General features: G+C 61.8%; 18 protein-coding genes and 1 pseudogene. 10 read left to right on the top strand and 9 right to left on the bottom strand.

The genetic code is table 11. The features are described 5' to 3' along the window. The first annotated feature begins 358 nt into the window (after positions 1-358). The gene (locus tag V6093_RS22700; RefSeq protein ID WP_047604430.1) at positions 359-1810 is read left to right on the top strand and encodes an MDR family MFS transporter; all 1452 of its coding nucleotides are present in this window, start codon (positions 359-361) and stop codon (positions 1808-1810) included. 111 nt (positions 1811-1921) lie between these two features. On the opposite strand, the gene ttgR is transcribed toward V6093_RS22700, so the two are convergent. Further along, a complete protein-coding gene (gene ttgR / locus V6093_RS22695) occupies positions 1922-2554 on the bottom strand; it encodes an efflux transport transcriptional regulator TtgR (protein ID WP_108078103.1) in 633 nt (210 codons plus the stop codon). A gap of 257 nt (positions 2555-2811) precedes the next feature. Here ttgR and ttgA point away from each other — a divergent pair, with 257 nt between their 5' ends. The 5 genes from ttgA (at position 2812) to V6093_RS22670 (ending at position 11005) form a co-directional block, all read left to right on the top strand. After that, complete coding sequence (gene ttgA / locus V6093_RS22690; protein WP_014592249.1) at positions 2812-3966, top strand: toluene efflux RND transporter periplasmic adaptor subunit TtgA; 1155 nt, start codon at positions 2812-2814, stop codon at positions 3964-3966. 3 nt (positions 3967-3969) lie between these two features. Further along, positions 3970-7122 carry a multidrug efflux RND transporter permease subunit TtgB gene (ttgB, locus tag V6093_RS22685; RefSeq protein ID WP_014754360.1) on the top strand — a complete coding sequence of 1051 codons (3153 nt, stop codon included), beginning with the start codon at positions 3970-3972 and terminating at the stop codon, positions 7120-7122. After that, positions 7119-8573 carry an AdeC/AdeK/OprM family multidrug efflux complex outer membrane factor gene (locus V6093_RS22680; RefSeq protein ID WP_003251955.1) on the top strand — a complete coding sequence of 485 codons (1455 nt, stop codon included), beginning with the start codon at positions 7119-7121 and terminating at the stop codon, positions 8571-8573. The genes ttgB and V6093_RS22680 overlap by 4 nt, the downstream gene beginning before the upstream one ends. Before the next feature lie 407 nt (positions 8574-8980). Continuing rightward, on the top strand, positions 8981-10237 hold the full coding sequence (locus V6093_RS22675) for an OprD family porin (protein WP_265979011.1): 1257 nt from the start codon (positions 8981-8983) through the stop codon (positions 10235-10237). A gap of 243 nt (positions 10238-10480) precedes the next feature. Further along, a complete protein-coding gene (locus V6093_RS22670; protein WP_012053631.1) occupies positions 10481-11005 on the top strand; it encodes a DUF962 domain-containing protein in 525 nt (174 codons plus the stop codon). A gap of 53 nt (positions 11006-11058) precedes the next feature. On the opposite strand, the gene pcaC is transcribed toward V6093_RS22670, so the two are convergent. The 7 genes from pcaC to pcaR form a co-directional block, all read right to left on the bottom strand. Continuing rightward, the gene (gene pcaC / locus V6093_RS22665) at positions 11059-11451 is read right to left on the bottom strand and encodes a 4-carboxymuconolactone decarboxylase (RefSeq protein ID WP_003251949.1); all 393 of its coding nucleotides are present in this window, start codon (positions 11449-11451) and stop codon (positions 11059-11061) included. Positions 11452-11461: 10 nt separating this feature from the next. Continuing rightward, complete coding sequence (gene pcaD, locus V6093_RS22660; protein WP_014754363.1) at positions 11462-12253, bottom strand: 3-oxoadipate enol-lactonase; 792 nt, start codon at positions 12251-12253, stop codon at positions 11462-11464. 11 nt (positions 12254-12264) lie between these two features. Beyond that, on the bottom strand, positions 12265-13617 hold the full coding sequence (locus V6093_RS22655) for a 3-carboxy-cis,cis-muconate cycloisomerase (RefSeq protein WP_003251947.1): 1353 nt from the start codon (positions 13615-13617) through the stop codon (positions 12265-12267). Between the two features lie 9 nt (positions 13618-13626). Then, positions 13627-14916: an MFS family transporter gene (locus V6093_RS22650; protein WP_003251946.1), complete on the bottom strand. Its 1290-nt coding sequence runs from the start codon at positions 14914-14916 to the stop codon at positions 13627-13629. 187 nt (positions 14917-15103) lie between these two features. Then, complete coding sequence (gene pcaF, locus V6093_RS22645; protein ID WP_172830960.1) at positions 15104-16309, bottom strand: 3-oxoadipyl-CoA thiolase; 1206 nt, start codon at positions 16307-16309, stop codon at positions 15104-15106. 323 nt (positions 16310-16632) lie between these two features. Then, entirely contained in the window at positions 16633-17979 is a 1347-nt protein-coding gene (locus tag V6093_RS22640) for an MFS transporter (RefSeq protein WP_003251942.1), read from the bottom strand. A 320-nt stretch (positions 17980-18299) separates the two neighbouring features. Continuing rightward, a complete protein-coding gene (gene pcaR / locus V6093_RS22635) occupies positions 18300-19175 on the bottom strand; it encodes a pca regulon transcriptional regulator PcaR (RefSeq protein WP_003251938.1) in 876 nt (291 codons plus the stop codon). A gap of 478 nt (positions 19176-19653) precedes the next feature. On the opposite strand from pcaR, the gene V6093_RS22630 reads away from it, so the two are divergent. Both V6093_RS22630 and V6093_RS22625 read left to right on the top strand, forming a co-directional pair. Continuing rightward, the gene (locus tag V6093_RS22630) at positions 19654-19854 is read left to right on the top strand and encodes a hypothetical protein (RefSeq protein WP_003251937.1); all 201 of its coding nucleotides are present in this window, start codon (positions 19654-19656) and stop codon (positions 19852-19854) included. 315 nt (positions 19855-20169) lie between these two features. Further along, positions 20170-21642, top strand: coding sequence for an inorganic phosphate transporter (locus V6093_RS22625; protein ID WP_003251935.1), 1473 nt, complete (start codon positions 20170-20172; stop codon positions 21640-21642). Positions 21643-21747: 105 nt separating this feature from the next. On the opposite strand, the gene V6093_RS22620 is transcribed toward V6093_RS22625, so the two are convergent. Next, a complete protein-coding gene (locus V6093_RS22620; protein WP_054888624.1) occupies positions 21748-23223 on the bottom strand; it encodes a helicase HerA-like domain-containing protein in 1476 nt (491 codons plus the stop codon). 169 nt (positions 23224-23392) lie between these two features. On the opposite strand from V6093_RS22620, the pseudogene V6093_RS22615 reads away from it, so the two are divergent. Together V6093_RS22615 and V6093_RS22610 are read left to right on the top strand one after the other, a co-directional pair. After that, positions 23393-24409: pseudogene (locus tag V6093_RS22615) on the top strand (cache domain-containing protein); the annotation flags it as partial. 93 nt (positions 24410-24502) lie between these two features. Further along, positions 24503-25267, top strand: a complete 765-nt coding sequence (locus V6093_RS22610) for a methyl-accepting chemotaxis protein (protein WP_370588296.1) — start codon at positions 24503-24505, stop codon at positions 25265-25267. The last annotated feature ends 37 nt before the right edge of the window (positions 25268-25304 follow it).

Below are 25304 nucleotides of genomic sequence, written 5' to 3'. Positions count from 1 at the left end.
ATTTGAACGGTAACTACCGACCCCTGTAATCGGGTCTACCTGACCTGTTCCAACCGTCGCCATCTGGGCGGTCATGCTCGACATGCAGGCAGAGGAATAAAAGGTGTGGGAGACAGCGGACTGAAAAACCTGAGTCAATATGCTGCACCAACCTGGTGCAAGCCCCGGATTTCAGCCTCTGTGGCATACCAACGATATCACGCAGCCATGCAGCACTGGATGAATGCGCCAATGCCGATCTTGCATAGGGGATGCAGATAGTACATAGGAAGCTACCTAACTCAGGTTACAATCCGAGGGCTTCTGTGAGAGCAGGCTTGCCCGCGAAGGGGCCGCCATAGACAAACAAGGTATTCCCGTGACCGCCGCCCTGCCCCCCACCGCCCTGCGCAACGTGCTCACCGCCCTGATGCTGGCCATCTTCCTCGGCGCACTGGATCAGACCATCGTCGCCGTCTCGCTGCCCGCCATCTCGGCGCAGTTCAGCGATGTCGGCCTGCTGGCCTGGGTCATCTCCGGTTATATGGTGGCCATGACCGTGGCCGTGCCGATCTACGGCAAACTGGGCGACCTTTACGGCCGGCGCCGGATGATCCTCACCGGCATCAGCTTGTTCACCCTGGCCTCCATTGCCTGCGCCATGGCCCAGGACATGCCGCAACTGGTGCTGGCCCGGGTACTGCAGGGTATCGGCGCAGGCGGGATGGTCTCGGTGAGCCAGGCAATCATTGGCGACTTCGTGCCCCCACGCGAACGCGGCCGCTACCAGGGCTACTTCAGCAGCATGTACGCTGCGGCCAGCGTGGCCGGGCCAGTGCTGGGCGGCTGGTTGACCGAGTACCTGTCGTGGCGCTGGGTGTTCTGGATCAACCTGCCGCTGGGGCTGGTCGCCTTGTGGGCCATTCGCCGTGCGCTCGCTGATATGCCGGTGCAGCGTCGCGAGGCACAGGTGGACTACCTTGGCGCCATGCTGTTGATTCTCGGCCTTGGCAGCCTGCTGCTGGGCATCACCTTGGTGGGCCAGGGCCACGCCTGGGCCGACCCGGCCGTGCTGGCGCTGTTCGGCTGCGCCCTACTGGGCCTGGCGCTTTTCATCGCACACGAACGCCGCTGCCCAGAGCCGCTGCTGCCGCTCAGCCTGTTTGGCAACCGTGTGGCAGTGCTGTGCTGGGCGGTGATCTTCTTCGCCAGCTTCCAGTCCATTTCCCTGACCATGCTCATGCCCTTGCGTTACCAGAGCATTACCGGCGCCGGTGCCGACAGCGCCGCCCTGCATCTGCTGCCGCTGGCCATGGGGCTGCCCATGGGCGCCTTCACAGGTGGTCGCATGACCAGCCGGACCGGGCGCTACAAGCCACAGATCCTGGCCGGTGCACTGCTGATGCCAGTGGCCATTTTCGCGATGGCACTGACTCCGCCGCAATCAGCGTTGCTCAGTGCGCTGTGCATGCTGCTGACCGGTATAGCCTGCGGGCTGCAATTCCCGACCTCACTGGTGGGCACACAAAGCGCGGTGGCCAGCAAGGACATCGGCGTGGCCACCAGCACCACCAACCTGTTCCGTTCGCTGGGCGGAGCCATGGGCGTGGCGTGCATGTCCAGCTTGTTGCTGGCACTGCTGCATCAGGGTGGTTTCGAACTGTCGGGTAATCCGTTGCTGGGGAGCTTGAAGGCCGCAGAGGTGGACCCGGTGACTCAGGGGCGGTTGCTGGAGACGTTCCGGCAGCTGCTGATGGGGAGTGCGGTCGTCGCGGTGCTGGGACTGTTCGCGGCATTTGCTTTGCCTGACCGGCAATTGCGCGGCCGCTGAAGGTTGCACACGCGCTGCCGCCTTGTGGTGCGAACAGCTGCAAGGCGGCGGTGACCTTAATCTCCCCTTAACACAAAGGGGAAACACTCCCTCACAATCCTTAACAAAGTGTCATTTGCGCAGAGCCGGGCTCAAGCGCAGCATATCCAGCCCGGTGTCGACCCATTTTTCGACATCACCCAACAGATCGACACTGTCAGGCAGCAATAGCCAGCGCCTGATCAGGCCATCGACATAGGCAAACATGGCCACCGCCGCGCGCTCGACATCCAGCTCGCCAGGCAACTGGCCCCGGCGTACGGCATTGGCCAGCGCCAGGGTGATGCCCTTGTGGCAATCCAGCACCGCACTCTGGCGCTGCTGGCGAATTTCACACATGTCATCGGTGAACTCGCACTTGTGATGCAGGATTTCATTGATACGACGGGTTCGGGCATCGAGCACCAGCTCGTTGAACACTTGCAACAGCAGCTTGCGCATGCAGCCAAGCGGGTCGACTTCATCCTCGCTTTCGCTCGCCCGCGCCAAATGGTCATGGGTCTCGTGCAGGCTGTCGAGCAACGCCTGCACCAGCTCGGCCTTGTTGTTGAAGTGCCAGTAGATCGCCCCCCGCGTCACACCCGCCAGTTCGGCGATGTCGGCCAGGGTGGTTCGCGCAACCCCGCGCTTGTAGAAGGCCCTTTCCGCCGCCTCGATGATCTGGGCACGGGTTTCCTGGGCTTCTTCTTTGGTTCGACGGACCATGGCAGTACAACCTCATCTGGCCCGAACGCGCAGCGCGTGCGGGGAACGCTCCGGGGGCACCTCTGCCGGGGCCTCTCGGATAAGCTAATCAAGCGCTGAGGCTGTACCTGAGTACCACCCAGCAGTATTTACAAACAACCATGAATGTAAGTATATTCCTTAGCAAGCTATTTATCCACCGGATAGCATTTTTTCCAGATCAAGATCTCTTCCATTACTCTTGAGCGTCTCCCTGCTCCAGCGACCCGAGGATCCTCATGCAATTCAAGCCAGCCGTTACCGCTCTGGTTTCCGCCGTCGCCCTGGCAACCCTGCTCAGTGGCTGTAAGAAAGAAGAAGCAGCGCCAGCGGCGCAGGCTCCTCAGGTCGGCGTCGTGACCATCCAGCCGCAAGCCTTCACCCTCACCTCGGAATTGCCGGGGCGAACCAGTGCCTACCGCGTCGCCGAAGTGCGCCCGCAGGTCAACGGCATCATCCTCAAGCGCCTGTTCAAGGAAGGCAGTGAGGTCAAGGAAGGCCAGCAGTTGTATCAGATCGACCCTGCCGTGTACGAAGCCACCCTGGCCAATGCCAAGGCTAACCTGCTGGCTACACGCTCACTGGCCGAACGTTACAAGCAACTGATTGACGAACAGGCCGTCTCCAAACAGGAATACGACGACGCCAATGCCAAACGATTGCAGGCTGAGGCTTCGCTCAAGAGCGCACAGATCGACCTGCGCTACACCAAGGTTCTGGCGCCGATCAGCGGCCGTATCGGTCGCTCTTCGTTCACCGAAGGTGCACTGGTGAGCAACGGTCAGACCGACGCCATGGCCACCATCCAGCAGCTCGATCCTATTTATGTCGACGTTACCCAGTCCACCGCCGAGCTGCTCAAGCTGCGCCGTGACCTGGAAAGCGGCCAGTTGCAGAAGGCTGGCAACAACGCCGCCTCGGTTCAGCTGGTGCTGGAAGACGGCAGCCTGTTCAAGCAGGAAGGCCGCCTGGAATTCTCCGAAGTCGCGGTTGACGAGACCACCGGCTCGGTGACCCTGCGCGCGCTGTTCCCCAACCCCGATCACACCCTGCTGCCAGGCATGTTCGTGCATGCGCGGCTCAAGGCCGGGGTCAACGCCAACGCCATCCTGGCACCGCAACAAGGCGTGACCCGCGACCTCAAGGGCGCACCCACCGCCCTGGTGGTCAACCAGGAGAACAAGGTTGAACTGCGCCAGCTCAAGGCCAGCCGTACCTTGGGTAGCGACTGGCTGATCGAGGAAGGCCTCAACCCGGGTGACCGCCTGATCACCGAAGGGCTGCAGTACGTGCGCCCAGGCGTCGAGGTGAAGGTCAGCGATGCCACCAACGTCAAGAAGCCGGCCGGCCCTGATCAGGCCAACGCGGCGAAAGCAGACGCCAAAGCGGAGTAAACCATGTCGAAGTTCTTTATCGATCGCCCGATCTTCGCCTGGGTGATCGCCTTGGTGATCATGCTGGTCGGGGCCTTGTCTATCCTGAAGCTGCCGATCAACCAGTACCCCAGTATCGCGCCGCCGGCCATCGCCATCGCCGTGACCTACCCGGGCGCCTCGGCGCAAACCGTGCAGGACACCGTGGTGCAGGTGATCGAGCAGCAGCTCAACGGTATCGACAACCTGCGTTATGTGTCGTCGGAAAGTAACTCCGACGGCAGCATGACCATTACCGCCACCTTCGAACAGGGCACCAACCCCGACACCGCGCAGGTCCAGGTACAGAACAAGCTGAACCTGGCCACCCCGCTGCTGCCGCAGGAAGTGCAGCAGCAAGGTATCCGCGTCACCAAAGCAGTGAAGAACTTCCTGCTGGTGATTGGTCTGGTCTCCGAAGACGGCAGCATGACCAAGGACGACCTGGCCAACTACATCGTCTCGAACATGCAGGACCCGATCTCGCGTACCGCCGGTGTGGGTGACTTCCAGGTGTTCGGTGCGCAGTACGCCATGCGTATCTGGCTCGACCCGGCCAAGCTGAACAAGTTCCAGCTGACCCCGGTCGACGTCAAGACCGCTGTGGCTGCACAGAACGTGCAGGTGTCTTCCGGCCAGCTCGGCGGCCTGCCAGCCTTGCCGGGCACCCAGCTGAACGCCACCATCATCGGCAAGACCCGCCTGCAAACCGCCGAGCAGTTCGAGAGCATTCTGCTCAAGGTCAACAAAGACGGTTCACAGGTGCGCCTGGGTGACGTCGCCCAAGTAGGCCTGGGGGGTGAAAACTACGCCGTCAGCGCCCAGTTCAACGGCAAGCCGGCTTCCGGCCTGGCGGTAAAACTGGCAACCGGCGCCAACGCCCTGGACACCGCCAAGGCACTGCGCGAGACCATCAAAGGCCTGGAACCGTTCTTCCCGCCGGGGGTCAAGGCGGTATTCCCGTATGACACCACCCCCGTGGTCACCGAATCGATCAGCGGCGTGATCCACACCCTGATCGAAGCCGTGGTGCTGGTGTTCCTGGTGATGTACCTGTTCCTGCAGAACTTCCGCGCCACCATCATCACCACCATGACCGTGCCGGTCGTATTGCTGGGTACCTTCGGTATCCTTGCCGCCGCGGGCTTCAGCATCAACACCCTGACCATGTTCGCCATGGTCCTGGCCATCGGCTTGCTGGTGGACGACGCCATCGTCGTGGTGGAGAACGTCGAGCGGGTCATGTCCGAAGAAGGCTTGCCGCCCAAGGAAGCGACCAAGCGCTCGATGGAACAGATCCAGGGCGCCCTGGTGGGTATCGCCCTGGTGCTCTCGGCCGTACTGCTGCCCATGGCGTTCTTTGGCGGCTCCACGGGTGTGATCTACCGGCAGTTCTCCATCACCATCGTCTCGGCCATGGGCCTGTCGGTGCTGGTTGCGCTTATCTTCACCCCGGCGCTCTGCGCGACCATGCTCAAACCGCTGAAGAAGGGCGAGCACCACACCGCCAAAGGCGGCTTCTTCGGCTGGTTCAACCGCAACTTCGACCGCAGCGTCAACGGCTACGAGCGTAGCGTAGGCACCATCCTGCGCAACAAGGTGCCATTCCTGCTGGCCTATGCGCTGATCGTGGTCGGCATGATCTGGCTGTTCGCCCGCATCCCTACCGCGTTCCTGCCAGAAGAAGACCAGGGCGTACTGTTCGCTCAGGTGCAGACCCCGGCCGGTTCCAGTGCCGAGCGCACGCAGGTCGTGGTCGACCAGATGCGTGAATACCTGCTCAAGGACGAAGCCGATACCGTATCGTCGGTGTTCACGGTCAACGGTTTCAACTTCGCAGGCCGCGGCCAGAGCTCAGGCATGGCCTTCATCATGCTCAAACCCTGGGATGAACGCTCGAAGGAGAACAGCGTGTTCGCCCTGGCCCAGCGCGCCCAGCAGCACTTCTTCACCTTCCGTGATGCGATGGTGTTCGCCTTCGCCCCGCCAGCGGTGCTTGAACTGGGTAATGCCACCGGCTTCGACGTGTTCCTTCAGGACCGCGGCGGTGTCGGCCACGCGAAGTTGATGGAGGCGCGCAACCAGTTCCTGGCCAAAGCTGCGCAGAGCAAGATCCTCAGCGCCGTGCGCCCGAACGGCCTGAACGATGAACCGCAGTACCAACTGACCATTGATGACGAACGTGCCAGCGCCTTGGGCGTGACCATTGCCGACATCAACAACACCCTGTCGATTGCCTTGGGTGCCAGCTACGTCAACGACTTCATCGACCGTGGCCGGGTCAAGAAGGTGTACATCCAGGGCGAACCCAGCGCGCGGATGAGCCCGGAAGACCTGCAAAAATGGTACGTGCGCAACGGCGCAGGCGAGATGGTGCCGTTCTCCTCCTTCGCCAAAGGCGAATGGACCTACGGTTCGCCGAAGCTGTCGCGTTACAACGGTGTCGAAGCGATGGAAATCCTCGGTGCACCGGCGCCTGGTTACAGTACCGGTGAAGCCATGGCCGAGGTCGAGCGCATTGCAGGCGAGCTGCCGAGCGGTATCGGCTTCTCCTGGACCGGCATGTCCTACGAGGAAAAACTCTCCGGCTCGCAGATGCCGGCGCTGTTCGCCCTCTCGGTGCTGTTCGTGTTCCTGTGCCTGGCGGCCCTGTACGAAAGCTGGTCGATCCCGATCGCTGTGGTGCTGGTGGTACCGCTGGGCATCATCGGTGCACTGATCGCCACCAGCCTGCGCGGCCTGTCCAACGACGTGTACTTCCTGGTTGGCCTGTTGACTACCATCGGTCTTGCGGCGAAAAACGCCATTTTGATCGTGGAATTCGCCAAGGAGCTGCACGAACAAGGCCGTAGCCTGTACGACGCAGCGATCGAAGCGTGCCGCATGCGTCTGCGCCCGATCATCATGACCTCGCTGGCGTTCATCCTGGGCGTGGTGCCGTTGACCATCGCCAGCGGCGCCGGCGCCGGCAGCCAGCACGCCATCGGTACTGGCGTGATCGGCGGTATGATCAGTGCGACCGTGCTGGCTATCTTCTGGGTACCACTGTTCTTCGTCGCAGTGTCGTCGCTGTTCGGCAGCAAAGAGCCGGAAAAAGACGTCACCCCTGAAAATCCACGTTATGAGGCTGGGCAATGACCAAGTCTTTGTTGTCCCTGGCGGTAACCGCTTTCATTCTTGGCGGTTGCTCGCTGATCCCTGACTACCAGACCCCAGAGGCGCCGGTGGCTGCGCAGTGGCCGCAAGGCCCTGCTTACTCGCCGACGCAATCGGCGGATGTTGCCGCTGCTGAACAGGGCTGGCGCCAGTTCTTCCACGACCCGGCGCTGCAACAGCTGATCCAGACCTCGCTGGTCAATAACCGCGACCTGCGCGTCGCGGCGTTGAACCTCGACGCCTACCGTGCGCAATACCGCATTCAGCGCGCCGACCTGTTCCCGGCGGTTTCGGCCACCGGCAGCGGCAGCCGCCAGCGTGTCCCGGCGAACATGTCGCAAACAGGCGAATCTGGCATCACCAGCCAGTACTCGGCCACCTTGGGCGTCAGCGCCTACGAGCTGGACCTGTTCGGCCGCGTGCGCAGCCTGACCGAGCAGGCCCTGGAAACCTACCTCTCCAGCGAGCAGGCGCGTCGTTCCACGCAAATTGCCCTGGTCGCCAGCGTGGCCAACGCCTACTACACCTGGCAGGCCGACCAGGCCCTGTTCAAGCTGACCGAAGAAACGCTGAAGACCTACGAGGAAAGCTACAACCTCACCCGTCGCAGCAACGAAGTCGGCGTGGCCTCGGCCCTGGACGTCAGCCAGGCGCGTACCGCCGTGGAAGGCGCCAGGGTCAAGTACTCGCAGTACCAGCGCCTGGTCGCCCAGGACGTCAACAGCCTGACCGTGCTGCTGGGCACCGGCATTCCTGCCGACCTGGCCAAGCCGCTGGAGCTTGATGCCGACCAACTGGCCGAAGTACCGGCCGGCCTGCCATCGGATATCCTTCAGCGTCGCCCGGACATTCAGGAAGCCGAGCACCTGCTCAAGGCTGCCAACGCCAACATTGGTGCAGCCCGCGCAGCGTTCTTCCCGAGCATCAGCCTGACCGCGAACGCCGGCAGCCTGAGCCCCGACATGGGCCACCTGTTCGCGGGCGGCCAGGGCACCTGGCTGTTCCAGCCGCAGATCAACCTGCCGATCTTCAACGCCGGTAGCCTGAAAGCCAGCCTGGACTACTCGAAAATCCAGAAGGACATCAACGTCGCCAAGTACGAAAAAACCATCCAGACGGCCTTCCAGGAAGTCTCCGATGGCCTGGCGGCACGCAAGACCTTCGAAGAGCAGTTGCAGGCCCAGCGCGACCTGGTGCAGGCGAACCAGGACTACTACCGCTTGGCCGAACGCCGTTACCGCATCGGGATTGACAGCAACCTGACCTTCCTCGATGCCCAACGCAACCTGTTCAGTGCCCAGCAAGCGCTGATCGGCGACCGCCTGTCGCAGCTGACCAGCGAGGTCAACCTGTACAAGGCGCTTGGCGGTGGCTGGTACGAGCAGACCGGGCAGGCCAACCAGCAGGCATCGGTGGAAACACCGAAAGGCTGATCGGCCTTGTTACAAAAGTAGAAAGCCCACCCTTAGCGGTGGGCTTTGCTTTTTTACTGCCTGTGCCGGCCAGTATCCCCTGGCGATTCACCGTCGCAGCCACCACCGTATTCGCGGGTGAACCCGCTCCTACACGGATCGTGTGGCGGACACATACGGTGGTTGGGCGCAAGCCGTTGTAGGAGCGGGTTTACCCGCGAAGAGGCCGCCCCAGGAGAGTTATTAACCAAACGGAACATTCCGTTCGATTATCGCCCCGTTCCGTTTGCGGCGAATTGCCTCACCCCCGCACTACCCCGCACCATCCCCCCACGCAACGTTACCCAAGTTCATCAAAAACACCCGCACCTGCAGGCCCGATCCCGCAGTGCACCGGCTCGACCATAAAAACAAGAGATCCACGACAGATGAGCATTTCGCTACCCGCACGTCAGCTGCTGCCTGGCCTGTTGGCCATGTCCTGCGCCCTCCCCGCATTCGCCGCCAACGAAGGTGGTTTCATCGAGGACGCCAAGGCCACCCTCAACCTGCGCAACTTCTACATCAACCGCAACTTCGTCGACCCGGCCCACCCACAGGGCAAGGCCGAGGAATGGACACAAAGCTTCATCCTCGATGCCCGTTCCGGTTTCACCCAGGGCACGGTCGGTTTCGGCGTGGACGTACTGGGCCTGTACTCGGTCAAGCTCGACGGTGGCAAAGGCACCACCAACACTCACCTGCTGCCCGTGCATGGCGACGGCCGCCCGGCCGATGACTTTGGCCGGCTGGGTGTGGCGCTGAAGGCCAAGCTGTCCGAAACCGAGCTCAAAGTCGGTGAATGGATGCCGGTACTGCCAATCCTGCGTTCGGACGATGGCCGCTCACTGCCGCAAACCTTCCGCGGTGGCCAGCTGACCTCCAGGGAAATCGCCGGCCTGACCCTGTACGCCGGCCAGTTCCGCGGCAACAGCCCGCGCAACGATGCCAGCATGGAAGACATGTCGCTCAACGGCAAAGCCGCCTTCACCTCCGACCGTTTCAACTTCGCCGGCGGTGAGTACACCTTCAACGACAAGCGCACCATGATCGGCCTGTGGGATGCCCAGCTCAAGGACATCTACCGCCAGCAATACCTCAACCTGACGCACAGCCAGCCGCTGGGCGACTGGACGCTGGGCGCCAACCTGGGCTATTTCATTGGCAAGGAAGATGGCGCCGAACGGGCCGGCAAGCTGGACAACCGCACCGCCTCCGCCTTGCTTTCGGCGCGCTACCAAGGCCACACCTTTTACGTTGGCCTGCAGAAGGTCAGCGGCGACGATGCCTGGATGCGGGTCAATGGCACCAGTGGCGGTACCCTGGCCAACGACAGCTACAATTCAAGCTTCGACAATGCCAAGGAGCGTTCCTGGCAGGTTCGCCATGACTTCAACTTCGCCACCGTCGGCGTACCCGGCCTGACCCTGATGAACCGCTATATCAAGGGTGACAACGTCACCGTGGGCAGCGTGGACGATGGCAAGGAATGGGCGCGGGAAACAGAGCTGGCCTATGTCGTGCAGTCGGGCAGCTTCAAGGACCTGTCGGTGAAATGGCGCAACTCGACCATGCGTCGCGACTTCAGCACCAACGCGTTCGATGAGAACCGCTTGATCGTGAGTTATCCGCTGAATCTTCTGTGAATCAAATGGCCTCTTCGCGGATAAACCCGCGAGGAGGCCAGACGCCTCCTCAAATGAACTGAAGCCATAAAAATCCATGCCCCTTTTTTGAAGGCATGATTTGCAACAGCTTGATGAAATCCCTGCCATGAATTTGCCAGTGCACGCTGCCGCCATTCGCTGAGCTGATGATAGTGGTGACTGCAGGCTATCCTGATCACTATCTGGTACAGGTGAAGCAAAGCAGAACAGGGAGGCACAACAATGAAAACCCTCGTCGACCACCTGAGCCAATACGCCAACTACCACCGCGATCCGCGCAATATCGCCACCCACTTCGTCGGCATCCCCATGATCGTGCTAGCAGTCACCATCCTGCTTTCACGCCCAGGCTGGGAGATAGCTGGCATGTGGCTGTCCCCTGCCCTGGTGGCAGCGGCGGCGTCTGTGTGGTTCTACTTGCGCCTGGACCTGCGCTTCGGGCTGGTGATGGGGCTGTTGCTGGGCCTGTGCCTGTGGGTCGGTGAGGCGCTGGCAGTGCAGTCGACAACGCTATGGCTCGGCGCCGGGCTGGGAGCGTTCGTGGTGGGCTGGATCATCCAGTTCATCGGCCATTACTACGAAGGCCGCAAACCGGCATTTATTGACGACGTGAGTGGCCTGATCATCGGGCCGCTGTTCGTGGTGGCGGAAGCTGCGTTCATGCTGGGCCTGTGCCCGACCCTGAAGCGCGCCGTGGAAACCAACGCCGGCCCGATTGCCATGCGGCAAAAAAAGGCATCGGTGTAAAGGCCATTCGCGGGCAAGCGCCCTGTTGCAGGGGGCTTGCCCGCGAACACGGTTTACTGGCGCGACTCTACGCCAAGTTCATCCCACACCGACTCAGCCATGTGGAACGTGGCATTGGCCGCCGGAATGCCGCAGTAGATCGCGCTCTGCATCAGCACTTCCTTGATCTCGTCACGGGTCACACCATTGTTGGCCGCCGCACGCAGGTGCAGCTTCAGCTCGTCGTTGCGGTTCATGCCAATCAGCATGGCGATGGTGATCAGGCTGCGGGTATGGCGCGGCAACCCCGGGCGGGTCCAGATGTCACCCCAGGCGTGGCGGGTGATCATTTCCTGGAACTCGCCATTGAAGTCGTTGAGCTTCTCCAGGCTGCGGTCCACGTGGGCATCACCCAGCACTGCGCGGCGCACTTGCATGCCAGCGTCGTAACGTTGTTTCTCGTCCATGGCGTTGTCCTCAGTGAGCCAGCAGGAAATCGAGCACGCGGCGGCTGAAGGCCTCGCCAATCTCGACATTGGACAGGTGCGCCGCCGGGAAGTCGACGTACTCGGCACCTTGGATACCGGCCTGCATGAAGCGGCCATGCTCAGGGGTGGTAACCACGTCTTCCGTACCGGCAACGATCAGCGCGGGCACCTGGATGCGGCCCAGTTGCTCACGATAATCAGCGTCACGTACCGCTGCACAGTTGCCTGCGTAGCCTTGTGGGCTGGTTTGCGCCAGCATCTGGCAGATACGCTGAGCCTGCTCCGCCTGTGCCTGGGCAAAGCCCGGGGTGAACCAGCGGGCGATAGAGGCATCGCGCAGGTCGACCATGGCCTGCTGGCCGCCTTTGAGTACCGTGTCGATACGGGTGTTCCACACCTCGTCGTTGGCGATCTTGGCGGCCGTGTTGCACAGGGTCAGGCTGTGCAGGCGCTCACCTGCATGGATACCCAGCCACTGGCCGATCAGGCCTCCCATCGACAGGCCGACGAAGTGAGCCTTTTGAATGTCCAGGCCATCGAGCAGGGCCAGCACGTCGCGGCCCAGCTGTTCGATGCTGTAAGGGCCTTCAGTGACCAGCGATGCGCCGTGACCACGGGTGTCATAGCGCAGCACCCGGAAGTGCTGGCTCCAGAGCGGAATCTGGGTGTCCCACATGCCCAGGTCGGTACCCAGCGAGTTGGACAGGACCAGCACCGGGGCGTCATCCGGGCCATCGATCTGGTAATTCAAAACGCCATCGGCCAGTTGCAAGTGCGCCACAGCGGTCTCCTTCAGGCAGTAAAACGTTGATGTTCGGACACGGCGCGCGCCACCCAGACGCGGGCCTGGCCCAGGTAATGGGCAGGGTCGAGCAGGCGATCGAGTTCTTCGCCAGACAGCTCGGCGCTGACCTGCGGCTCGTCACCCAGCACGGCACGCAGGTGCCGCTGTTCGGCCACCGCGCGCTGGCAGCATTGTTCCAGCAGGTGGTGGGCACGGTCGCGACCCAGACGCTGGGCGAGGACGATGCTAACCGCCTCAGCCAGCACCAGGCCTTGTGTCAGGTCGAGGTTACGGCGCATGCGCGCGGCATCCACCTCCATGCCCTCGGCAATCACTTGAGCCTGGCGCAGGGCACCCGAGACCAGGCAGCAGATATCCGGCAGGGTTTCCCACTCGGCATGCCATAGGCCCAGGCTGCGTTCGTGCTCCTGAGGCATGGCTGCAAACAGCGTCGACAGCAGGCCCGGCACGCGGGTTGCGGCACCGATCAACACGGCGGCACCCACCGGGTTGCGCTTGTGTGGCATGGTCGAAGAACCACCCTTGCCCGGCGCAGACGGCTCAAATACCTCCCCCGCCTCGGTTTGCATCAGCAAGCTGATATCACGGCCGAACTTGCCCAGGCTGCCGGCAACCAGGCCCAGCACCGAGGCAAACTCCACCAGGCGGTCGCGTTGGGTGTGCCAGGGCTGCTCGGGCAGGGACAGCTTGAGCTGTTCGGCCAGCGCTTCGGCCACCGGCATTGCCTTGCTGCCCAGGGCCGCCAGGCTGCCCGAGGCACCGCCGAACTGCAGGACCAGCAGGCGCGGGCGTAGTTCCTGCAGGCGCTGACGGTGGCGGGTCAAAGCCCCCAGTACACCGGCCAGTTTCATGCCCAGGGTCACCGGGGTGGCGTGTTGCAACCAGGTACGACCCACCAAGGGCGTATCGGCGTGCTTCAAGGCCTGCTGCGACAGGGTATCGGCCAGCTTGCCGAGGTCGGCCTCGATCAAATCGAGGGCATCGCGCAGCTGCAGAACCAGACCCGTGTCCATCGCATCCTGGCTGGTGGCGCCAAGGTGCACATAGCGCTCAGCCTCAGGCACGCCGGTGGCGATCACCTTGCCCAACGCTTTCACCAGCGGAATGGCCGAGTTACCGGCGGTGGCGATGGCATTGGCCAACGCACCAACGTCATAGCGCTCGGCCTGGCATGCCGCCTCGATGGCTGCTACCGCGCTGTGCGGGACCAAACCGGCAGAGGCTTCGGCACGGGCAAGCGCTGCTTCGAAATCCAGCATGCCCTGCAGGCGGCCACGGTCGGAGAAAATCTCGCGCATGGCCGGCGCGGTGAAATAGGCGTCGAACAGTTGGTTGCTCATGCAGCGTCCTTAGTCATCATGGTGCAGGTACGCCGCCTGCTTCGGCAGGCGCAGGCTGAACAGGAAGGCAATCGCCATCATCGCCGTAACGTACCAATAGAAAGTGTTTTCCATCCCCAGGGTTTTCAGGCCCAGGGCCACATACTCGGCCGAACCGCCGAATGCTGCGTTCGCCACCGCATAGGCCAGGCCAACACCCAGTGCACGCACCTGTGGCGGGAACATCTCAGCCTTCACCAGACCGCTGATCGAGGTGTAGAAACTGACGATACACAGGGCCAGGCTGATCAGCACGAAGGCCATGAACGGGCTGGTCACAGTTTTCAGTGCCATCAGCAGCGGCACGGTGCACAGGGTACCGAGGCCGCCGAACAGCAGCATCGAATTGCGCCGACCGATACGGTCGGACAGCATGCCGAAGAACGGCTGCAACACCATGAACAGGAACAACGCCCCGGTCATCACGTAGCTGGCGTTCTTGGCTGTCATGCCCGCGGTGTTGACCAGGTACTTCTGCATGTAGGTGGTGAAGGTATAGAAAATCAGCGAGCCACCCGCGGTGTAGCCCAGTACCGTGATGAACGCCGCTGCGTGATTGCGGAACAGGCCTGCGATAGAACCTGCATCCTTGTCATTGCGGGCTTCGGCGCTACTGGTCTCGTGCAGCGAACGGCGCAACATCAGCGAGATCAGGGCGGCGATGGCCCCCACCACGAAGGGAATGCGCCAGCCCCAGGCCCGCAGTTCATCTTCAGTCAGCAGCTGTTGCAGGATCACCACGACCAATACCGCCAGCAACTGGCCGCCGATCAGGGTGACGTACTGGAACGAAGCAAAGAAGCCGCGCTGCCCACGCAGTGCCACTTCACTCATGTAGGTGGCCGTGGTGCCGTATTCGCCCCCTACCGACAGCCCCTGGATCAGGCGGGCCAGCAATAGCAGCGCCGGGGCCCAGGTGCCGATGCTGGCATAGGTGGGCAGGCAGGCGATCATCAGGGAGCCGAAGCACATCATCAGCACCGAGATCATCAGGGAGTTCTTGCGACCGTGGCGGTCGGCGAGGCGGCCGAAGATCCAGCCACCAATGGGGCGCATCAGGAAGCCTGCGGCGAATACACCTGCCGTGTTCAGCAACTGCACGGTGGGGTCGTCGGAGGGGAAGAAGGCCGGGGCAAAGTAGATCGCGCAGAAGGCGTAGACGTAGAAGTCGAACCATTCCACCAGGTTGCCTGACGAGGCACCGACAATAGCGAAGATGCGCTTGCTGCGTTCTTCGCCGGTGTAATAGGTTGAGGTCATGAGGGTTTCACTCCTGGAGGGTCCTAGGTAAGTCTAGACATACCTAGTAACACACTCGTTCCGCTATCTGCCTGGCAATTGGCCTTGTGTCTCACAGGACAGACCTCTTCGCGGGCAAGCCCGCCCCCACAGGTGATTGCGTGGATCCCTGTAAGAGCGGGCTTGCCCGCGAAGCGGCCGGTACAGGTCAAACCCGCTCGATGGCCAGTGCCAGACCTTGGCCAACGCCCACACACATGGTCGCCAGGCCTTTACGCCCACCACTCTTCTCCAGTTGGTGCAGCGCAGTCAGCACCAGGCGTGCACCGCTCATGCCCAGCGGATGGCCCAGGGCAATGGCGCCACCATTAGGGTTTACTTGTGGTGCATCGTCAGCGACACCCAGCTCACGCAGCACCGCCAGGCCTTGACTGGCAAACGCTTCGTTAAGCTCGATCACGTCGAAATCGCTTACCGCAACCCCCAGACGCTCGGTCAGCTTGCGCACCGCCGGCACCGGGCCAATGCCCATGACACGTGGCGCAACGCCGCCGCTGGCCATGCCCAGAACGCGGGCACGCGGGGTCAGGCCGTGTTTCTTCACCGCTGCGGCCGAGGCCAGGATCATCGCTGCAGCACCGTCGTTAACGCCCGAGGCGTTGCCGGCGGTGACCGTCTTGTCCGGGCCGTTGACCGGTTTGAGCTTGGTCAGCGCCTCCAGCGTGGTTTCCGGGCGCAGGTGTTCGTCACGTTCGACGATGATTTCGCCCTTCTTGTGAGCGATACGCACCGGCACAATTTCTTCGGCAAAGAAGCCGGCAGCCTGTGCAGCGGCAGCCTTCTGCTGGCTGCGCAGGGCGAAAGCGTCCTGGTCGGCACGCGAAACCTGATAGTCGTCAGCCACGTTGTCGGCGGTTTCCGGCATGGAATCCACACCGTACTGGCTCTTCATCAGCGGGTTGATGAAACGCCAGCCAATGGTGGTGTCTTCCAGCTTCATGTTGCGCGAATAGGCGCTTTCAGCCTTGCCCATGACGAACGGGGCGCGCGACATCGACTCGACGCCACCGGCAATCACCAGTTCCATCTCGCCGCTGGCGATGGCGCGGAACGCGGTGCCGATGGCATCCATACCCGACGCGCACAGGCGGTTCAAGGTGACGCCCGGGATGCTTTCCGGCAGGCCGGCCAGCAGCAGTGCCATACGGGCCACGTTGCGGTTGTCTTCACCGGCCTGGTTGGCGCAGCCGAAGAACACTTCGTCTACCTGGTCCCACTGCACGCCAGGGTTGCGCTCGATCAGCGCCTTCAGCGGCACGGCTGCCAGGTCGTCGGCCCGCACGCTGGCCAGGGCGCCGCCAAAGCGGCCGATCGGGGTACGGATGGCGTCACAGATGAATACGTCGTGCATCAGGCTTCTCCTGCCAGCTGGCCATGCTCAGCGGCGGTACGGGCGTCGAGGTCACGCATGGCGGACGGCTCGATTGGGGTGGGTGTGGAAATGGTCTGCGCGTGGCATTTGGAGGCTCCTGGTCAGGGTGCTTCGATGAACCCAGATTAAGGAGACTGGTGGGCACCTTACAATCCGATAATCGACTATTTGTGCGATTAACGAACCATTTGTTGCGCAACTGCCCACGCCCACCACAGGGCAGCTGTGCGCCCTGATCGCAGCACAATGCCGCACCAGTCGGCGCGGCGTTGTGCTGCGAATGGGCCGTAACGCGGCCCTCACCCTCAGGTTGCGTCGGCGTGGCTGACCAGCCCCTTGACGACCACACCCACAGTCGCCAGCGCTGCCGGCACCAGCAACGCCGTCAGCACCTGCTCGAAAGTCCAGCCCAGGCCCAGCAGCGTTGCACCACTCCAGGCCCCAAGAATCGCACCAAAGCGGCCAATACCCAGCATCCACGATACACCTGTGGCACGGCCCTGAGTGGGATAGAAGCGCGCCGCCAGCGATGGCATTGCCGACTGCGCACCGTTCACACACATACCGGCAACGAGTACCAGCGTAGCTAGCACGGTGATGTTGCCCAGGCTCTGCCCCACTGCGTAGGCGAACACCCCGGCCAGCAGATAGAAAATGCCAATCACCTTGTGCGGGTTGAAACGGTCCATGGCCCAACCCACGCCGACTGCACTTAGCACTCCGCCAAACTGGAACAGCGCGCCGATGAACGCCGCCTGCTCCATGCTCGCGCCGCTGTCACGCATCAGGGTTGGCAGCCAGCTGGTCAGAAGGTAGACGATCACCAGGCCCATGAAATAGGTCAGCCACAGCAACACGGTGCCCAAGCCATAGGTGCCAGAGAAGATCACCGCGAACACGTTGCGCGCAGCCACCGCCTTTTGCTCAGGCACACTGAAACTGCCTGCCTCGGCCACCACTTGCGGGGCGATTGGCGACAAGGTCTTGCGCACCTTGTCGGTGCCGCGGTTGCGCACCACCAGGAACCGCGCCGACTCCGGCAGCCAGACCATCAGCACCAGCGCCAGCAGCAACGGCAGCACGCCACCGATGACCAGCAGGCTGTGCCAGCCGTAGGCCGGGATCATCTTGGCGGAAATGAAGCCACCACCCGCCATGCCCAGGTTGAAGCCACAGAACATGCTGGTCACCAGCAGCGACTTGAGGCGCTCCGGGGTGTATTCGGACAACAGCGTGGTAGCGTTGGGCATGCCTGCACCCAGGCCCAGGCCAGTCAGGAAGCGCAGTACCAGCAACTGGTCGACGTTGGTGGCATAGGCCGAGGCCAGGCTGAAACCACCAAATACCAGCACCGCCCCCACCAGCACGCCTTTGCGGCCGAAACGGTCAGCCAGCGGCCCGGAGCCCAGGGCGCCGAACACCATGCCGATCAACGCGGCACTCATGACCGGCCCAAGGCTGGCGCGGTCGATTCCCCACTCTTGCGACAGTGCCGGGGCGATGAAACCCATGGCAGCAGTGTCCAGGCCATCGAGGAAGACGATCAGAAAGCACAGCAGCACGACTCGCCACTGATAGCGGGACAGCGGCTGCTGATTGATGAACGACTGAACGTCGAGGCTTTTGCCGACGTTGGTTTGCGCTTGATTCATTATTGTTATCCAGAATGTGGGGCACAGTCAGGCCATTGCACGCGGGTAACCGGTACAAAGGCGATGATTGGGGTATATGGCCTGGGTCAGCCTGGATACAACGGTACTGCATGCGGGTGCGGCCGCAGCAGCGAGGTGACAGTATTCATGCGTAAGTGCCTCTTATGTTTTTCTTGTTCGGTCGGCTAGCCGACCGTTGCGAGAGACATTAATCAGCGGGCCGGGGTGAAGCAATTCACCCGGCACGACACTGTGCGTTTATCGCACAAGAAACGGTTTTGCCTGTTCTGATCCGGGGCCGCAACGTGCTCCCTGCGGTCTCAACCAAACAACTGATGGCAAAGGTCTCGACTGGCTGCCAGTAAAATCGGCAAGAACCGCTGCTCCAGTTCACTGCGGGTCACCCGCCCAACATGGGTACTTACGTTCAAGGCAGCCAACACCTGCCCCGAAGCGTCATACACCGGCACTGCAATCGATCGCAGCCCCTGTTCCAGTTCCTGGTCCACCACGCACCAGCCCTGGGCGCGCACCTGCTGGATGCAGGCGAACAACGATTCGGGATCATTCAGGGTGCGGCTGGTGCGCGCTTTGAGATCAGCACGTTCCAGATACTCACGCAGGCTGGTGTCGTCCATGGCCGCCAGCAGAATACGCCCCATCGACGTGCAGTAGGCCGGCAGGCGTCCGCCCACCGAGAGATCGACCGAAATCAGCCGCTCGACCGTGGCCGAACGGGCTATATAAAGGATGTCGTCGCCTTCGAGGGTGGCCATGTTGGCCGCCTCATGCAACTGGTCGCTGATGCGATCCAGGTACGGCTGGGCAGAAATTGCCAGTGGCGTCGACGACAGGTAAGCATGCCCCAGGGTCAGCACTTTGGGCAGCAGCGAATAGGTACGCCCGTCGGTGGTGGCGTAACCCAGCTTGATCAACGTGTGCAGGCAACGGCGCACCGCTGCGCGAGGGATTTCAGTACGGTGGCTGATCTGGGCGATGGTCAGGTGGCGCTTGCGCTCCTGGAATGCCTGGATCACGGCCAGGCCACGTGCCAGCGAGGTCATGAAGTCCGGGTCACCGGTAAAGGCCTGGATGCGCTTGGCCGGGGAAGCCACGATCGGCGGCGCCATGGCAGCCGAAGCAGGTCGCGCCACCTCTGCATTGCCGGAATCGTTGCCCAGGGTTTCGTCACTCATCGCACACCTCAAAAAAAACACCGGTTCGTGCGATTATCGAACAAACGGCCGATAATCGCAATTGACCGCCGACACTTTTGCTTATACCTTTCTCATGCCACTTGTGGCTTCTTTGGAGAGACTGGTCAGGTACCCACCGTAGAAGTCCCCAGGCAACGGCCTCGCCTTTCGGCGAGGCCGTTTTTCATTACGGCCCGCCCTGACATTGCAACGAACTTCTATCCGTCATTCCTTTCTAACTTGTACGAAAGGTCCAAACTGTTGGCGGGCACATCCTGCTATTTACGCCAGATGATGTCAGGGCTGAGTAAATTAACGATGATCGGCGAATTATCGGTTGCTATAATCGATTGCGCAGGCCCTCCGCTTATCGTGGTCATGGAACCTTCCGCTTTATCAAGCCGTTGCGGCCAGCAAGGCAAAATGCATGTTGCACAATGCATAACAACAGTCATTACACTTATTTCAGGTACTGCACGTGACGAAAGATGAACTGCGCGCGGAACTCGAGCGCCAGGCTGAACGTTACAAGGATGTTTATGGTGGCGAAGTCACCACTTACGCCGCACAACCGGATCCGGAACGCAAACCCTGGCGCAAGCGTGCCAGCGTTCGTGACCAGGCCTTCAGCCAGGAACTGGAACGCATCGAAAAAGAATTGCGCAGCGACAACCCCTGAGCCTCGGGGGCGCCCTCTGCGTGTCGTCGCCCGGTGTACCCGGGCGAGGTCGATCTTTACGGTCTGGCCGATGATGAAATGGAATCACACAAATTTCATACGGCCGTTTGAATTCTAGAGAAATGGCCATTTCTCCACATTTCGGCCTTATTTCGCCATATTTTGTGATTTTTTACCGCCATTTACCGCCTTGATCGCCCCCCTCCGCACGACACGGCTGCACCATGAAGGCGGTCATCTGTCTGTTGCAGGTGCATCGATTGCCAAGGTTTTCTGGCATAATCCCGCCCCCCTATGACCCGCCAGACAACCTTCATGATCGATTTATTCAGCGGACTGGATGCCTGGGTGTTGGTGAGCCTGCTGCTCGCCTTGACCTTCGTACTCGCCTTCGAGTTCATCAATGGCTTTCATGACACCGCCAACGCGGTAGCTACCGTCATCTATACCAAAGCCATGCCGCCACACCTCGCCGTGTTCTTCTCCGGCGTGTTCAACTTCCTTGGCGTTCTGCTCGGCGGTGTAGGGGTGGCCTATGCCATCGTGCACCTGTTGCCGGTAGAGCTGCTGATCAATGTGAACACCGGACACGGCCTGGCCATGGTCTTCTCGTTGCTGGCCGCGGCCATCACCTGGAACCTGGGCACTTGGTACTTTGGCATCCCTGCCTCCAGTTCGCACACGCTGATCGGCTCCATTCTCGGTGTCGGCCTGGCCAACGCCCTGATCAACGACATTCCGCTAGGCGACGGCGTCAACTGGCAGAAAGCGATCGATATCGCCATGTCGCTGGTGGTCTCGCCAATGGCCGGTTTCGCCGTTGCTGCCCTGGTGCTGATCGGCCTGAAATGGTGGCGCCCGCTGTCGAAGATGCACAAAACCCCGGAACAGCGCCGCAAGCTCGATGACAAGAAGCACCCACCCTTCTGGAACCGTCTGGTCCTGGTTGTTTCCGCCATGGGCGTGAGCTTCGTGCACGGCTCCAACGACGGCCAGAAAGGCATCGGCCTGATCATGCTGGTGCTGATCGGTATTGTGCCGGCCAAGTTCGTACTCGACCTGAACAGCACCACCTACCAGATCGAACGTACTCGCGACGCTACCCTGCACATGAGCCAGTTCTACCAGCGTAACGCCGCCACCCTGGGCGAGTTCCTGGCACTGGGCAAGGCCAAGGCCAGCGATCTGCCGGAGCAGTTCAGTTGCAACCCGCAGCAGACCGAGCCGACCATTGCTGCGCTGCAGACCTCGCTGAAAGGCGTGACGGACTACCACAGCCTCGATGCCGAGAAGCGCGTTGAAGTGCGCCGCTATTTGTTGTGCCTGGATGACACGGCAAAGAAGGTTGGCAAGCTGCCAGGCCTGGACGCCCGTGAAAAGTCCGACCTTGAAAAACTGCGCAAAGACCTCACCGCCACCACCGAATACGCCCCGTTCTGGGTGATCGTGGCCGTCGCCCTGGCCCTTGGCCTGGGCACCATGGTTGGCTGGAAGCGCGTGGTGTTGACGGTGGGCGAGAAGATCGGCAAACAAGGCATGACCTACGCCCAAGGCATGTCGGCACAGATCACCGCAGCCTGCGCCATCGGTATGGCCAACGTATTCGCCCTGCCGGTGTCGACCACCCACGTGCTGTCGTCCGGCGTGGCCGGCACCATGGTCGCCAACAAAAGTGGCCTGCAAGGCGGCACTGTGAAAACCATCCTGCTGGCATGGGTCCTGACCCTGCCTGCCTCGATGGGCCTGGCGGCCGGCCTGTTCTGGCTGGCGTCCAAAGCCATTGGCTGAGTGACACCGCAATGAATAAAGGCGCCCTCGGGCGCCTTTTTCATAGCCGTTATGTCTGCCGAAGCAGCCTTGTGCTACCAAGGGTATGGGCGCGGCGCCGGAAGACTACCTTTTCTTGCCCCCTAACAACGACCCCATCAACCCGCGCACCAACTGCCGCCCCAACTGGTTAGCGGCCTGGCGCACTGCTGACTTGATCGCCTGCCCCGCTGCACTCTGCAAGAACTCACCCGCCTTGTCGGCAAAACTCTCTTCATCCGCCTTCGGTTGCGGCGCCGGTTCCACCGGCTCGCCCTTACGCTGGCTCAGCATTTCATAGGCTGACTCACGGTCCACCGGTTTGTCATAGCGCCCAGCCAATGGCGACGCCGCAATCAGCGCACTGCGCTCAGCCGCACTCAGTGGCCCGATACGCGACTGCGGTGGTGCAACCAGCACCCTCTGCACGATGGCCGGTGTGCCCCTTTCTTCCAACGTTCCCACCAGCGCTTCGCCAATACCCAGTTCGGTAAGCACCGCCAGGGTGTCGAATGTTGGGTTGGGACGGAAACCATCGGCTACCGCCCGCAGCGACTTCTGCTCCTTGGCCGTGAACGCCCGCAAGCCGTGCTGAATGCGCAAGCCCAACTGGGCCAGTACCGCGTCAGGCAAGTCACCCGGCGACTGGGTAACGAAATAGACGCCCACCCCCTTGGAGCGGATCAGCCGGACCACTTGCTCAAGACGGTCCTGCAGCGCCTTGGGCGTGCCGTTGAACAGCAAGTGTGCTTCATCGAAGAACAGCGCCAGCACCGGCTTGTCGGCATCACCGCGCTCGGGCAACTGCTCGAACAGTTCGGCCAGCAACCACAACAGGAACGTCGCGTACACCTTGGGTGCCTCGTGCACCAATCGGCTGGCATCTAGCAGGTGGATACGTCCACGGCCATCCGGATCAGGGCGCAGCAGGTCCTCCAGTTGCAATGCCGGCTCGCCGAACAGTGCCTCGGCGCCCTGCTGCTCCAAGGTAGCGAGCCGGCGCAACAAAGCCTGGGTGGAGGCCGTGGTCATCAGCGCGCTGTCTTCGCCAAGCAGATGCGGGTTGTCCTTCAGATGCGCCAGCAGGGCCTTGAGGTCTTTGAGGTCCAGCAGCAGCAGGCCTTCGCGGTCGGCCACCTTGAATGCTGCATACAGCGCCGCCTGCTGGCTGTCGGTCAGTTCCAGCAAGTTGCCCAGCAGCAGCGGCCCCATTTCACTGAGGGTGGTGCGCAGCGGGTGGCCCGACAGCCCGGCGATATCCCACAAGCTCACCGGGTAGGCCTTGGGCGTATGCCCCAGCCACGGCATGCCGGCGATGCGCTCAGCCACCTTGCCTTGTGGCGCACCAGCAGCCCCCAAGCCACAGAGGTCGCCTTTGACATCGGCGGCGAACACCGCTACCCCCGCGTCGCTGAACACCTCCGCCAGGTGCTGCAGGGTGACGGTCTTGCCAGTACCGGTTGCGCCAGCCACCAGACCGTGGCGGTTGGCCAGGCGCATTGCTTGCCCGACTGGCTGGCCATCCGGGCCCGCGCCTACAACGATGGTCGAAAATTCCGACATCTCTTTAATCCTCTGCTCAAGCTTTAGCTTAATTCGGCCGATACCTGTGGGTGTTATTCGCCTTAATTAGAGAGGAACAGCCGAAAAGGGACTTTTCGGGATGTTGCACAACCTACGGCTCCCCTCGTGCGAACGCCTGATATAAAACCTTAGCGGAACCGATTACGCCATGAACAAAAGCCTTCGTTTCAGCCACAAGATTCTTTTGGCAGCATCACTGATCGTGATACTCGCCTTCAGCCTTTTCACCCTCTACAACGATTACCTCCAGCGTAATGCGATCCGCGAGGACCTGGAAAACTATCTGGCTGAAATGGGCACCTCCACGTCGACCAACATTCGCAACCTGTTCGAGGGCCGGATAAAACTGGTGGAGAACCTGGCGCAGAACATTGCCCAGGACCCAGCCAACGCCGAAACCCTGATGGGTCAGAATGCGCTGATATCCAGCTTCCTCACGGTCTACCTGGGCAAAGTCGACGGCGGTTTCAGCGTACGCCCGGACGCGAAGATGCCCGACGGCTACGACCCGCGCACCCGCCCTTGGTACAAGGACGGCATGAACGCCAGCGGCGCGACGCTGACCGAACCCTACATCGACATGACCACCAACAAGATGGTCATTGGTATCCTCAGCAAGGTCTCCAGCAGCGTGGGCGTGGTCGGCGGCGACCTGGCCCTGGACGGCCTGGTGCAGATCATCAACTCGCTGAACTTCGGCGGCATGGGATACGCCTTCCTTGTCAACGACCAGGGCAAGATCCTGGTGCACCCGGATAAAGATCTGGTCATGAAATCGCTGTCGGACCTGTTCCCGCAGCGCACGCCGAAACTGACCGGTGAGCTGACCGAAGTGCAAAGCGAGGGCCAGACCCGCCTGCTGACCTTCAGCCCGATTACCGGCCTGCCGTCGGCAAACTGGTACATCGGCCTGTCGGTGGACAAGGACAAGGCCTTCTCGATGCTCAGCACCTTCCGCACCTCGGCGGTGATCGCCACGGTGGTGGCAGTGGTGATCATCATCGGCCTGCTCGGCTTGCTGATCCGCGTGTTGATGCAGCCGCTGCACACCATGACCCGTGCCATGGAAGACATTGCCGAAGGTGAAGGCGACCTGACCAAGCGCCTGCACATCCACAACCACGACGAATTCGGTGTCCTCGGCAACGCCTTCAACCGCTTCGTCGAGCGCATTCACAGCAGCATTCGCGAAGTGTCCTCGGCCACCGAGCAGGTCAACGAAGTAGCCCTGCGGGTGATCAGCGCTTCGAACTCGTCGATGACCAACTCCGACGAGCAGTCCAACCGCACCAACAGTGTCGCCGCCGCCATCAATGAATTGGGCGCTGCGGCTCAGGAAATCGCCGGCAACGCCGCCCAGGCTTCTCAGCACGCAAGCTCCGCGCGCCTGTTGGCCGAAGAAGGCCAGCAAGTGGTCGAGCGCAACATTGCCGCGATGAACCGCCTGTCCGACCTGATCGTCACCTCCAGCGCGCACATCGAGACACTGAACAGCAAGACCGTGAATATCGGCCAGATCCTGGAAGTGATCACCAGCATTTCCCAGCAGACCAACCTGCTGGCGCTGAACGCCGCCATCGAAGCGGCCCGCGCCGGTGAGGCCGGGCGTGGCTTTGCCGTGGTCGCCGATGAGGTGCGCAATCTGGCGCACCGCACCCAGGAGTCGGCGCAGCAAGTGCAGACCATGATCGAAGAACTGCAGGTCGGTGCCCGCGAGTCGGTCGACACCATGGACCAGAGCCAGCGCCACAGCCAGGACAGCATGCAGATCGCCAACCAGGCGGGTGAGCGACTGGACAGCGTTACCGTGCGCATTGGCGAGATCGACGGCATGAACCAGTCGGTGGCCACTGCCACCGAAGAGCAGACCGCCGTGGTCGAGGCGATCAACATGGACATCAACGAGATCAACATGCTCAACCAGGAAGGCGTGGAGAACCTGCAAGCGACCCTGCGCGCCTGCTCCGACCTCGAGCAGCAGGCTGGCCGCCTGAAGCACCTGGTGGGCAGCTTCCGTATCTGATAAAGGCTACACCTTCACCTGGAGCAGCCTTGTGCTG

The organism is Pseudomonas putida group bacterium ESBL64 (genome assembly GCF_045277175.1).
In the GTDB taxonomy this organism is placed as follows: Bacteria; Pseudomonadota; Gammaproteobacteria; order Pseudomonadales; family Pseudomonadaceae; genus Aquipseudomonas; species Aquipseudomonas alloputida.
The sequence above is the reverse complement of the archived record's forward strand: the minus strand, read 5'-3'. Positions and strand labels throughout refer to the sequence as shown.

Bases quoted from the DNA above. Each gene is read 5' to 3' on its own strand.
- pcaC (WP_003251949.1), bottom strand. From the start codon at position 11,451: ATGGACGAGAAACAACGTTACGACGCTGGCATGCAAGTGCGCCGCGCA.
- V6093_RS22650 (WP_003251946.1), bottom strand. From the start codon at position 14,916: ATGACCTCAACCTATTACACCGGCGAAGAACGCAGCAAGCGCATCTTC.
- V6093_RS22675 (WP_265979011.1), top strand. From the start codon at position 8,981: ATGAGCATTTCGCTACCCGCACGTCAGCTGCTGCCTGGCCTGTTGGCC.
- ttgR (WP_108078103.1), bottom strand. From the start codon at position 2,554: ATGGTCCGTCGAACCAAAGAAGAAGCCCAGGAAACCCGTGCCCAGATC.
- ttgB (WP_014754360.1), top strand. From the start codon at position 3,970: ATGTCGAAGTTCTTTATCGATCGCCCGATCTTCGCCTGGGTGATCGCC.
- pcaR (WP_003251938.1), bottom strand. From the start codon at position 19,175: ATGAGTGACGAAACCCTGGGCAACGATTCCGGCAATGCAGAGGTGGCG.
- ttgA (WP_014592249.1), top strand. From the start codon at position 2,812: ATGCAATTCAAGCCAGCCGTTACCGCTCTGGTTTCCGCCGTCGCCCTG.
- V6093_RS22620 (WP_054888624.1), bottom strand. From the start codon at position 23,223: ATGTCGGAATTTTCGACCATCGTTGTAGGCGCGGGCCCGGATGGCCAG.
- V6093_RS22640 (WP_003251942.1), bottom strand. From the start codon at position 17,979: ATGAATCAAGCGCAAACCAACGTCGGCAAAAGCCTCGACGTTCAGTCG.
- V6093_RS22625 (WP_003251935.1), top strand. From the start codon at position 20,170: ATGATCGATTTATTCAGCGGACTGGATGCCTGGGTGTTGGTGAGCCTG.
- V6093_RS22680 (WP_003251955.1), top strand. From the start codon at position 7,119: ATGACCAAGTCTTTGTTGTCCCTGGCGGTAACCGCTTTCATTCTTGGC.
- V6093_RS22670 (WP_012053631.1), top strand. From the start codon at position 10,481: ATGAAAACCCTCGTCGACCACCTGAGCCAATACGCCAACTACCACCGC.
- V6093_RS22610 (WP_370588296.1), top strand. From the start codon at position 24,503: ATGACCAACTCCGACGAGCAGTCCAACCGCACCAACAGTGTCGCCGCC.
- V6093_RS22655 (WP_003251947.1), bottom strand. From the start codon at position 13,617: ATGAGCAACCAACTGTTCGACGCCTATTTCACCGCGCCGGCCATGCGC.